The following is a 13,225-nucleotide window of genomic DNA, read 5'->3' as shown; positions in this document are numbered from 1 at the left end:
AAAAAGAAATCTTCGTGAAGGACTGATTACAAAAGTTTAAAATCTGATGCGTGTTTGCCGAAACGAAAAGTGATAGAAATTTCGTGAGTAGCGTTGTTAAAACCGCCCAAATTGGCTGAAGATGTTCCAAACTGGTAGCTATAGCCCACATGAAATGAATTTACATTGATGCTAATAATCCCTGCCATTACATTGTCTGTACGATAATTTATGCCCAGTCCAAGTGTTTCTTTCGTGTAAAAGGTACCTGATATATTCGCAGTTAGCGGCACCCCTTTTGCATATGATATTAATGTTGCCGGTTTGAATTTAATATCCTCATTGATATTAGTAAGTAAAGCCCCGGAAAGGTAATAATGGCTTTTAAAATTAGTGCCATTCTGTATCGAAGCTGTGCCCAAACTGGTTATGGTTAGTTCTGGCGCTGCGATACCAAGGTAGTACCAATCAGTATAATACATCACACCAAATCCTATGTTGGGTTTCGTTCCCCTTACATCACTTTTAAAAGTTGGGTCGCTTGCATCCAATGCTGAATAGTTGGCCACATAATTTCTTATTCCTGCATTAATCGACACGCCTAAATAGCTTTCTGGAGTTAATTGTATCCCCTTCGCGAAATAGGCGTTTATTTCGGTTTGATGTTCGATAGCTAACTGGTTGTTAAAAACAATCAGACCTGCTGCGCCATCAATCGATTCGATGGGTACGTTCCCGTTGATCACGTACGTTACAGGCGCACCGTCTATACCTACCCACTGCTTTCGAGCCAACGTATGAATTGATCCCGTTTTATCCAAAAGGGAATAGGCCGGGTTAAACGGTGTCAGGTTATTCATGTACTGTGTATAACTGAATGCCTGTTCCTGCGCAAAAGCACTGTGACCTGTTACTAAAAGTAACAGGCACAGGCTTAATACAGCAAGCAGGGGTTCCTTGCAATTATAATTTTTTTTCATATCCCCGGTTATGCTCAGTTATCAATATTTAATAATGATGAAACCTGTCTTATGTTTATTTCCTTCACTTGTTTTATAGTCCAGCGAATAAAAATAAGTGCCCGGCTGTTGCATATTCCCATTTAAACTGGAATGGCCGTCAAATACTTTTGAACTGTTATCATATCCTTGGGTTTCATATACTTTAGCCCCGTTACGGTCCATGATAACTAACTTGTTTTCCGGGTAGGCCGTTAAACCTTCTATGATTAACACGTCATTAATGCCATCTCCGTTTGGTGAAAGGCCCTGATGTACGACAATTCCCTCGCTGCTTATTTCGGACTTCTGTGGGACTGTTGCAAGCGAGGCGCTTTTTAACGACATGAGTCCAGATGCCGATGGTTCTGTACCGTATATGAGTTGTCCCTGGTAATAAATTGTAATATGATTATTCTCTTTCATGATATCTTTTGCCATATAAGAGTAATCATCGGATTCGTTAAAATTAGACCAGTCGGATTTCGCAATACGATATTGAATATTGCCCGATGTACTTAAAGGATAAAGCATGCCCGCTGCCGGGTTCACAGCGATTTCAAAATAAGTATCGGCACCGGTACGTACGGGATCCACCTTTACAAAGCTACCGCTGATATTGCCGGTACCTTTTTTAGCATAATCTATCCAGTAGTTTAAGCTTTGCGTACCCTCTTCGGTAAACCAATAGCGTGCGGTGATGTCGCCAAAGGCTACCGGTGTGTTCCCGGTATTGTTGATGGCCAGGTAAGTGCTGATGGTATTGCCCGTGCCCGCCTGGTTTTGATTCTGATAAGCAACATTCAGGCTTGTAACGGCCGATGTTACGGCCGGCTCAGTTCCCCATATCAGCATGCCGTTCCGGTAAAGGGTAATGTGGTTATTGGCGGCATAGCTGGTGTTATTCTCATATGAATAATCGTCTGCCTCGTTCAGGTTAGACCAATCCTGGTTGGCAAACCTGGATTGTATTTCGCCGGTACTTGCATTGGCTGCAAGGCTGCCTGTAACGGCAAAGCTATATTCGATATAACCTAATGCGCCGCTGCGTGGCTGGGCAAGCTGAACATACTTTAGTTTCACGTTGCTGTTACCCAATTGGGCATAATCTATCCAGGTATTGATACCTGCATAATTTTCTGCCGTAAACCAGTAACGCATCGTTAATTCGCTGTAAGCCACTCCAACCGAATCGGCATTTGCTATTTTCACAAACGGGCGGGCAATGGTATTGACAAGCTGTCCGTTATCGCCATCCTTATACTGCACCTGCAGGTTATACGGAACAACAGTGAGCGTTTGGCTAATCGTGGTATCTTTATAAATGGCATTGCCCGGCTGGCTTGCTGTAATAATGGTTGTTCCGGTCCCGTTAATATGAACAAGCCCGTTTGATACCGTAGCCACATTTCCGTTGCTGCTGCCAAAACTTACAGGCAGGCCCGACGAAGCCGTGGCTGTTACCGCAAAATCAGCATCGCCAGGCCGTTTGCTTCCTATAGCGCTAAATGCAATAGTTTGTGTCTTTTTAATCACGGTTAATACTTTTGTCAGCGATGTGCTATTATAAGTTCCGTTGCCGGCCTGGGATGCGGCAACCTGGGTTATCCCAGCCGCTTTAATATTAACCATCCCGTTTACGATAATGGCAACAGTGGTATCCGAACTGGTATAAGTTACCGGCAAACCAGAGGATGCTGTGGCTCCCGGATCAAATGCCTGGTCGCCGATTACCTTTGTTCCTATTTCAGCAAAAGAGACCGTTTGATCAAGCTTTTGAATAATGAGGTTTTGATTTACGGGTATTGCCGGATTGTAGTTGTTATTACCTGGTTGCAACGCTGTAATATTGACACTGCCTGCACCATTAATGTGAATTTTTCCATTGATAATACTCGCCACGGTAGAATCCGAACTGTTATAAGAAACGGGCAGGCCGGAGCTTGAAGTCGCTCCGGGGTCAATATCGGGATCACCAATTTTTTTCTCCATTAGAGAGGCGAATATAATATCTTGGTTCTTTTTGCTAATTGTTATCAACAAAGTGTCAGTAGTCGTTCCCAATGCGTTATATGCACGTAGTACTACTGAAAATGAACCAGATACAGATGGAGATCCGGCAATGATCCCATTCCCCGCATTCATATTTAAGCCTGTGGGTAAACCGCTTGCACTATAATGATAGGTGGCGTTCGTTGATTTTATCGTATCAGCAAAAACCGTATTATATACTCCGCTCGCCGTTCTTTTACTTGTTATTTGAGGCAAGGAAGATGCGATACTCACGGTATCAAACTTTGACAAACTTACCACTGCCGAATTATGGCTGCAAGTTATAAGACCTATGTAAATATTAGAGGCCATACTTATACTCTGTGAACCAATAGGTTGCCAGGTAATGCCATCTATTGCACTGTATGCCGATAAAGTGCTACCGCTCCGTACCAATTTAACCCAATTGGGAAAAGTACCGGTTACCCCTGTACTTGCAGATGTTCCATTTGTTGATGCACGACGCAAGAACTCAATTCCAACTGTAGGGGTGACATCGACCATTGCATGCTTTGAATTGGCTGCGAGAGATTCGCGTATCATTACTCCCGCTTTTGCGTTGCCTGAAATTGCCGTTGAAGAAAGGTAATTTTGTATTGTTGCCACCCGGGCTACAATTGCACCATCTCCCGATAAAGATTGATAGGTATAATGAAACGCATCCGCGTTTCCCCAAATGTCAGCTCCTGAACCGTATATTGAAATGCCTCCGCTATAACCTGCATTTCCAGATTGCACAACTGTTCCAACGTCTGTATGCAGCCAGTTATTAACAACTGGCGTGCTTACCGGCGTGGCCGTGCCCGGAGCGCTATAACCGCTGGTTCCCGCATTATTTGTAGCTGTTATTACATAAGAAAATGGTTCCCCGTTGTCCAGTCCAGTCACACTATAGTTTAAACTACTTACAGTAGCTATAGGCGTGTAGGTGTCGTCGTCTACTCTACTAATATTATAATTAGTAGCTCCATTTGCCGGATTCCAACTTAAATCTATCCGTCCGTTCCAACTTGTAGCAATTACGTTATTTGGAATGGCAGGTGTAAGTACAATTGAAGCCTGCGGAGATGGCGCGCTTTCAAATAACCCTTTAGTTGCCGTTACCACGTAATAATAGGGTCCGCCGGATGTTGTCAGGGAATCTACATAATTCGTTTGTGTAATTCCGGTAGCTATTGTTGTATAGGCGCTTCCGTTAACCGTTGATTTTTTAATACTATAGCTTGTAGCACTATTCGAAGCGGCCCAATTTAAAGACACCTTGTTACTTCCGGACGCTGTGAGGCTTGCAGGTGCAGGGGGAGCAAGTGCATTTACTAATGCGGTTATTTCTGTTGCAGTTAGTGCACGCGCGTATATTCTAAAATCATCGACGGTACCGGCTAATTTCGGATCTGATGTGAATTGAGAACGCCCGATCCAGTTTTGAGTACTGTTGCCCAAACTTGCCGGTTTCAAAGTCATTCCTGTATTTCGACCGACCTCAGTTCCGTTAACATATAAAATACTGGTATTACCTGATTGGGTGACAGCAAGATGCACCCACGTTCCGGTAGGGATAACCGCAGAACTATTTAATTGTTGTTCACCGGAACCAGTATTTATTGCATATCGCAGAAAACCATTATTCCCGTTTTTAGGGCTAAGGTACATATACGAGGTTGTACCCGAACCAAAATCAAACAAACGCGCCCAATTAGCCGTTGCATCAAGCTTAAGCCATGTAGATATTGTGAAATCATTCAAGGTACTAACTATACCGGTCGGCAAGGTTACATAGCCATTAGCTGATCCATCAAGGCGTACACCATTATTAATTGCACCCGTTACCCAGGTAGCTCCCGAACTAAGTGTTCCATTTCGGTTGTTCCAGGAATCGATAGCCGTTGTGCCGCTGGTAGAGTCAAAGGCATAGTAACTAAAAGGACCTACAGCCGGTTTTGCGCTGACTTCAGCGGAGTTTACACTTTCCCCCGTAACATTTGTAGCTGATACAACATAAAAATAAACAGTTCCATTCACAGTGGTGGAATCTTTATAATTCGTGGTTGTTGTACTTCCGATAATTGTATAAGGCCCGCTTGTTTGAACAGAACGCTTAACGGAATAAGTGGTTGCATCTGTCGAGGAATTCCATGTTAGTACAACATTGCCATCTCCCGGTACTACGCTTATTCCGGCTGGTGCAGGAGGGATACCTGGGGCCTGGGTCATAGCATTGGCCTCTGCCGTATTCGCACTCTCCCCAGCAACGTTAGCGGCCGTTACAACATAGTAATAATTTGTGGACCAGGATAACTTGGTGTCCAAATACGTGGTATCCGTCACTCCGGTGGCAATGCTCAAATAAGGACCTCCGCTTGTAGTAGAGCGTTTTATGTTATAGGCCGCCGCTCCGGGTGTTGCATTCCAGGTTACCTTAATCTGTGTGCTACCTACACCGTTGGCGATCAGAGAGGCCGGAGCTATAGGTGCATTGCCACCTCCTATAATAGAAACATTATCGAAAACCGAATTGTTCACGGCCCCGGTACTGCTTCCTGAACAGGTTTCCATGCCAATATAAAAGGTATCGGACATGGCAATAGTACTGGTCGCGACTGTAAACCATGTAGTACCATCTAAAGATTGTGAAGCCGTAAAAACATTCCCGGCTCGTTGGATTTTCAACCAAAACGGTGTCCATGTAAATTGATCTCCATCAGTGTACGACATATTTCCTCCCGTGGTTGATCTGGAACCACATCCCGCAATCCGCCATCCCGTATCACCTAACTTCATTAAAAATGCCTTTGCCTGCGGATCGAGGGATTCACGGATCATAATCCCCGTTTTACCCAATGTTCCTGCAATGCTGATCAGCCTTGAGATTATGGTAACATCTCCACTCGCCTTGCTATAAGTGAAGCTAAAGCTGTCTGCTGTACCGCCTATTCCTGTACCGGAACCACTCAACACGTAAGTATTGTTACTTACATTCGCATAGCCAGCTGTCCCGGCTGTACTGACTGTTCCTATGTCTTTCATCGCCCATCCGGATGGTAAGGAGCCGGCTGCGGCCGGTTTTGCGTTAACTTCAGTGGAGTTAGCGCTTGTTCCTGCCTGGTTAACTGCTTGCACAACGTAGTAATAGGTCTGTCCATTCACCACGTTTACATCAATATATTGGGGAGTAGTATTACCCGTCCAGGATGCTACAGATGTGTAAGGTCCTCCGCTGGATGTTGATCGGAGCACATTATAGCCCTGCGCCGTGTTACCGCTGGATGTGTTCCAATCCAAAGTAATCCTTGAAACTCCTGCCGTTGCTTTGACATTGGCAGGAACTGGCGGAACCGGAGAAGCAGGATAAGGTGATGTGGTGGCATCAAGTGTAAATGTCAGCGTCCCATAACCTAAGTGGTCCTGGTCGCCCCCTTCCGGCCGCAGAAGTTGGGCCATCGCTTTGACACTCGGGGCATCCAAGCCATTGGAAACGTTATAATGATTATATAGTAACTCAAAAAATGGCCTGTTGCCAATCGCGCCGCGACCATTTTCAGCTATATAGAAATGGTTATTGTTATCACAATTATTATACGGTTTGAACGGGACATCTTCCCATAAATTGGTCTTAGCCACATATTCAGCCCCGGCCAAAAGTCTATTGTTGTCATAACCGAATAAATCTACACCTTGATTCCAGGCTACCTGTGCTACGTAGGCCAAAAAACCTACTCCTAACAAAGCATGTCCTTGATCTCTTCCACTTTCCTGCCATTGCCCCAAGTTACCAGGATGTACATAATAAACCGCATTCTTAATGCTGCCGTTGCCATTACCATATTTAAAATAATTTACCCCTTGATTAAATTTTGCCGTATCATCACATAATACCCCCATGGTCATAACTGCTCCAATAGAACAGGCATCCCAATTAGCAGCATAATGACTGTCGCAAGTACCACGATGATTGGTAAGAAAATCATTAACAACCGGATAAAGGTAGGTGGTCATCATACTTTTAAACTGGTCGAAATCCGGTTTAGACCACCCCGGATACATACGCAATATTTCAGCAGCCAAACCAAAGTTAAAAATTGGAATACCAATCAACCCGGGAATATCAGCACCGGTGGGCACTTGATTAACCCTTGATGACCATGCATTCAGGTTTCGGACAGCGCAAGCTGCATATGTTGTATCTCCGGAAATATACCATCGTAGGGCACAAAGATAGGCTGCACTCGCATCCTGCTGCGCACGTACCCGGTTTACCCCCATGTTGGATTGTGGTGAAGCCGCATAATTATTTTGAGCCCGACTATCTGCAATGAGCAAATTCCAACTGTCTATCCACGGATGTGCTCCCGCTGCCACTTTAGTTTTCATCCTGTCAAGATCACTTTGGCTATGCAGCCCTCCAGGATGTACAAATGTCTGCCCATGTGCTCTATATTGCGTTAAAAACAATAGGGCCAAAAGCAGCATGGTGCCATATTTAAAAATGGCACTGTTCCGGTAATCATAGCGGTGTGTTGCCGACTGTGTAATTACAAAACTACAGGGTAGAGGTTCTGATCTCATAATTCGATAAGTATTAAATTAACTGGTTTATAAATAATTAAAGCTGAAGCTTACGTGTTTATCGGGAATGAAAATACCTCCATTTGGAAAAAAGGCAAAGGGGGGATTGGGGGCTAATAAGGGGGATTTATAACCAAAAAACTGTTAAAAGTGGATAAAGAAATAAGCTAATGCTCAAAAGCTGGAAAAAGCCATCATTACTGGTTGGATAAGTACGAATTGTACATTAGCAATAAACTCAATTGTTATGACAAATTATCTTATGCAATTTGAGCGATAGCATTTTTTAAATGCTTACCGACATCAGAGCGAAGAGCGAACATTTGCATGGATTATTATCAACTGACGATCTGCGCAAATCATAAATGCTTAACTTAAAACAGCATTTTGAAAACAATTCTTCTAAAAAAATCAAGCAATCTTGTTAAATCCGTCTATTCAATAACTATATAATTTTACGTGTCGAATGCTGTACTCATCAACCGGAATGCGCACATGCCTGCCCTGATGATCCTGATCACCGTTCATGCGTCGTCGAGGCACCCATTGGTCGTTTATAAACGAGCCTTCGTCAATACTGAGAAAACCTGCCCTGCCTTTTAAAACAGGTTCGAAGGTTATCACCACCCCGGTACCGGCTACATAATATTCGTTGGGCGCTGTATTAATAATAAGGACGCCCGTTTGTGGCCATACGGGGTTTTTGGCTCCGACTTCCCATCCAAGTTTATATTCGTGCGTTATGGTTAAAACATAATTGCCCAATGTGGTTTTTTGTGCCGATGAATCTTTATTGCATAAAAAACCTCTTATTGCATCAGCGTGGTTGTACCTGGTTAAAAGCGGCGTTACCTGTTTTAAAATATGATAGGTTTTGCCAATTGGCTCGGCTTCGGGTTTTTGTGTTGATTCTATCGAGAAAGGCGAAAACGAAATGCAGTTATAATTGCCAAATGCAAAAAAGGCCTTGGCATCTACGCCTGGTTCAAAACGTATTTCGGGTATAAATAACGAGCTTGCCGAACGAGTGTACAAATCGCTCCAATGTTTAAAATCGGGGTTATAAAAATCAGGAGCAAAAATATCTATCGCAGGCGCACCGGCTTTCCATGCATCCATTACCTGTGGCAGCGGCCCGGCGCTTGGGTATTCGCCCGGTTTTTTGCCCGGCGCATTTAATGCCGCATTAAGGTACATTGGCAGGTTATACGCTTTTTTACCCGCCTGCGCAATTTCGTTTACGTATCGCGCGTAATACCAAGCCATAAATAATTCTTCGGTGGCCAGGCTTTTGCCAAATATTTCTTCCCAGTTACCGGATGTTTGATAACCATTGCCGGCCCATATCGCCTTGGTTTCGGGTAATAAATTATCTTTATTGTTTTTTAAATAGTTTAATAATAGCTGCGGAACAGTTTGCCTAAAAGCACGGTTCGCACCAGCATCATAAGTGCGTGCATTGGGTAACATGCCTATTTCGTTTTCAACCTGTATGGCAATAACGGTGTGCATCTTGCCATCAAAGGTTTTAAGATGTTCCGATAACTTAACAAAGGCCTGTTTATCGGCCAGTAAATTGTTTTTGCTAAAGGGCGTTAATATTTCCTGTTTAACGTTGTTCTTGTCTTCGGCCCGCGGAAACCTGAGTATGTTGGTTTTTACCCATGCAGGTGCATAGCACGACATGCTGTTCTTCCAGCTGCCAAACCATAGCAATGCCAGTTTGATATTGTTTTTGCGGGCGCTTAAAATAGCATCGTCAAGCAACCTAAAGTTAAATTTTCCCTCGGCAGGTTCCATTAACTCCCAATACACCGGCGTAAAAACCGTATTGACATCCATTTTTTTGAGTTTGGGCCAAATAGGTTTCATGTAATCTGCACTTGATGCGCTGGAATTGCCCAATTCGCCACCTAAAATTAGAAAAGGCTTGTTATCAACCCAAAGCTGCACCGATTGCCCCTTTTTTACCAACCGAGGCATGTTTTGATCGGTGTTTTGAGCCTTTAGGGTTGAAATGCCTAAAATGATGATAGCAGTGACGATGAAGTATTTTTTCATTATAGAAGAATTATATTATAATATATAATGTATACAAACATTAAAATGGCTGCCGTATAACAGGCAGCCATTTTAACAGAGCAGTAATAAATAATGCATGCGTTGTTATTGCCCTTTTAATGCCTGAACGACAGCACCGTAGGCTGGTTTTTTCTTGGCATTTTTATCAAAAAGTAAGGGCGCGTCGTTCTTTTTCTGGTTAGTTACAATCCAGCTATACGGATCAAGCTCGCCCCAGATGGTAATGTTATAACGCTGCGCGGCAGGTACGTTTTTGATGTACGATTGTATAATGTATTTATACATATTGGCCTGTAAATTATAAAGCGTTGGCGATGATGTAACATCCATCGATTTATTGTTAGGGTTTAGTGCCACATCCAGTTCAGATATACGCACTTTTAACCCTGTTGCGGCCAATTTTATAAACATGTTATCAATATCATTATACGAACTGTTTATATTACTGTGCATTTGCGTACCCACTCCATGGATCGGTACATTGGCAGCTTTTAAGTCGCTTATGATCTTTACCAGGCTGTCTACTTTGGTTGATCCCGCTTCGAGGTTATAATCGTTGATGAATAATAACGCGGTAGGGTCGGCCTGGCTGGCATAAGTAAACGCTTTTGCAATAAAGCTTTTGCCAAGGTACTGCCCCCAGTAAAAAGTATCAGTAGCATCAGTGCCGGCTACATATGGGCCAACACGCACTGTCCCGTTATCGTTGATAGGCTCGTTAACAACATCCCACGAGTGTACTTTGCTTTTAAAATGATTAACCATACCGGTGATAAAGGTTTTTAAAGCAGTATCAATTTTGGCTGCGGCTGCTGCCGGTGGCAATGGTGTTGATAAGCTGGCATCGGTTACCTGTATATCATCAATAAAATAAGTATTTGCTTTTAACCCGATATCAATCATTAATCTTGTAGAAGCATCTTTAGCCACAAAAGACCAGTTGATCTGTGTCCATGATGTGCTCGTTGTTTGATCACCCTGATAAGACGCGGTTGGCTGAGTTGAAAAACGCACCGAACCACCTGTGGTGGCCGATTTGATCCAGTACGATACATTGTAAGTTTTACCCACTGTGGTAACAAACAGATCGCTGGCCAGCTGAACTTTATATTGAGCGCCGGGATTATCTGATGGGTTTACCACTTTTAACGCTCTCGTGCCAGCATGTATTTCGGCAGCTGTGGTAGTTATACCGAACGCAGAACCTCCGTTATATACTGACCAGTTGGTTAAAGATGCACTTGACTCAAAATCACCATTTACCAATAAATTAGGCACGGTGTTACCTGCACTACCAGGTATCAACGAACGCAGGTAGGTACCGTTTTGATTTTGATGCCAGCACAACGTGTGGCCATGTACCTGTAAGCCAGCTGCATTTGCGTTAGCCAACAAAGCATCGGCCCGGGTAAAGTTTAACGAGCCATCGGCTTGCACAATGGCTCCGTGTTTCATAGTATAACCAAAGGTTACAGTATTGGCTTCGCGTATTACTATATTCCTGTCGCCATAAGTATTGGCGATAAAGTCGTAATCAATGGCCATGCCGATAGGTATGATTCCGATCGACTTCAGCGGGCCCGTAGTATCAGCAAAAGTATTTGTAATTGTGCTGTTCGCACCGTTATAAAACTCTTTTTTACATGATGATATTGCTGCGATGGCTATTAATAAGCCAGGTATCATTAGTTTTCTTTTCATGATTTTGTTTCCTTTAAATAATCAATTAATAGCCAGGGTTTTGATATTGGGCACTACCTGCTGGATCAACTGTTGCGTTTATCTGGCTTTGCGGAATAGGACGAACATTGTTGAACATAGCAACATGTGCTGCACCATCTGGATTATAACGTTGAACCCTGTCTACGAGCTTATTTCTAACTGCAAGATCTGGCCATCGGATGCATTCGCCGCAAAGCTCTCTTGTTCGTTCATCCAATATAAAATCAAGATTTATTTGCGATAATGTAATCTGATTTGCTGCTATACGTGCTGCCAGATCGGTTGCGGTTAAACCTGGACGGTAGGCTGCGCGTGTACGCAAAACGTTTATCAGCGTAACGGCATCGGCAGGGTGTCCATCCTGCATAGCCGCTTCGGCTGCAGTTAAATAAGTTTCTGAAAGTTTAGCAACAACGAATGGTCTGCCCGAGACATCCTGGAAATTGGCACGAACGCTATCGTCATATTTTTTAACACTTGGATATTGAAAACTTGCTTTGGTTTGGTTGTTCCACCATTTACTCGGGCCTTCACAAAGATATTTTTTGCCCGCCGCAACCAGTTGGGTTGCACGTGCATCAGTAGGAGGCAAATAAATAGCAGTATCGCCAATTTTAAAGCCAACGTTAGCAAGTTTAGTGATGAAAGTCGAAAGATCAGTACCGGTACGTAAAGTAGCCACGCGCCACATCACCCGAAAAGTGTTATCGTAACGACTGTCATTAAACTTATCGGCAAAGGCGACATTGTTAACATATAATGTAGGCGCAAGTTCGCGCAAAGGGCGCATATAGGGTAATGGCCTGTCATCTATTAATGTTACCCCGCCAACTGATGCCACGTTTTGGTACAAGCATTGAAATAGATTACCTGCAATATTTACTTTATTGGCGAAATCAGTACTTGGGTTAAGGTCTTCGTTCGCTGAGTTATTTTCGGCAAGGCGCTCAACCGAGTACAATATTTCTTTATTATAATCATTACCTTGCTGGTGTACTTGTCCGTAATCCTGTAAAAGACCTACACCATAGGTAGCCTGATTGTTAATTAACTTCATTGCCGTATTATAGGCATTGGAAAAGTCGGCTGGGTCTTTAGCGGTAGAGTATGCCCTGAACAAATAAACTTTAGCTAATAAATGCAATGCCGCGGCCTGCGATAATTTAAAGGCATTTGTTGGGCGTTGCACAGGCAGATTCTGGGTTGCAAAGGTGAGATCATCGATCATAGCTTGGTAATCTTTCTTCAGGATATCTGCAAAAGGTAAACGGTTAAAACCGTAATAAGGCACGTCGGTAAATTGCAAGTCGCCCGAACCAAGGTCAAGCGGTACGGCACCGAAGTTTTCTACCAGTAATAAATAAAGATGGGCTCTTAAATAATGCGCCTCGGCCATAATCACATTCTTTTTGGTAGCATCCATTGATACACCGGGGGCAAATTTTAAAATAGCATTACAAAGGTTAATGCCATTGTAGTTTCTGTTCCATGGCGTTAATATGGCGCCATTTGTTGCAGGTATCTGATAACTGCCTAATTCAAGAAACTGGCCCGAACTGGCCACCTGGTCACCGTAGGTAAATTCGTCGGTACCTACATTGCCCAAAGCCTCGGCACCTACAGGGCCAAAATCATAACGCATATTGGCATAAACCGAGTTTATTGCCGATTGCAATCCGTCGGCAGTTTTATAGTAATCAGTTGTAAATGAAGTATATGGATGCTCAATCAGTTGCTTTTTACAACTGGTTCCAATTATCAATGTGATAAGCAGAAATGCAATGTGTATTAAATATTTTGATTTCATGATTTGAATGGTTAAATGA

Annotated in this window: 5 protein-coding genes; all 5 read right to left on the bottom strand. The window is 43.3% G+C overall.

Annotation, left to right across the window (positions count from 1 at the left end):
* Positions 1-26 precede the first annotated feature (26 nt).
* The 5 genes from SNE26_RS10130 to SNE26_RS10110 all read right to left on the bottom strand — a co-directional run bounded on the left by SNE26_RS10130 (position 27) and on the right by SNE26_RS10110 (position 13,206).
* Entirely contained in the window at positions 27-959 is a 933-nt protein-coding gene (locus SNE26_RS10130; RefSeq protein ID WP_321559244.1) for a type IX secretion system membrane protein PorP/SprF, read from the bottom strand.
* A 21-nt stretch (positions 960-980) separates the two neighbouring features.
* Entirely contained in the window at positions 981-7,595 is a 6,615-nt protein-coding gene (locus SNE26_RS10125; protein WP_321559243.1) for a cellulose binding domain-containing protein, read from the bottom strand.
* 438 nt (positions 7,596-8,033) lie between these two features.
* Positions 8,034-9,656: a DUF5597 domain-containing protein gene (locus SNE26_RS10120; RefSeq protein WP_321559242.1), complete on the bottom strand. Its 1,623-nt coding sequence runs from the start codon at positions 9,654-9,656 to the stop codon at positions 8,034-8,036.
* Between the two features lie 105 nt (positions 9,657-9,761).
* Positions 9,762-11,378: an endo-1,4-beta-xylanase gene (locus tag SNE26_RS10115; protein ID WP_321559241.1), complete on the bottom strand. Its 1,617-nt coding sequence runs from the start codon at positions 11,376-11,378 to the stop codon at positions 9,762-9,764.
* A gap of 25 nt (positions 11,379-11,403) precedes the next feature.
* Positions 11,404-13,206, bottom strand: a complete 1,803-nt coding sequence (locus SNE26_RS10110; RefSeq protein ID WP_321559240.1) for a RagB/SusD family nutrient uptake outer membrane protein — start codon at positions 13,204-13,206, stop codon at positions 11,404-11,406.
* Positions 13,207-13,225 lie beyond the last annotated feature (19 nt).

It is taken from the genome of Mucilaginibacter sp. cycad4 (assembly GCF_034263275.1).
Classification (GTDB): Bacteria; Bacteroidota; Bacteroidia; order Sphingobacteriales; family Sphingobacteriaceae; genus Mucilaginibacter.
The sequence above is the reverse complement of the archived record's forward strand: the minus strand, read 5'-3'. Positions and strand labels throughout refer to the sequence as shown.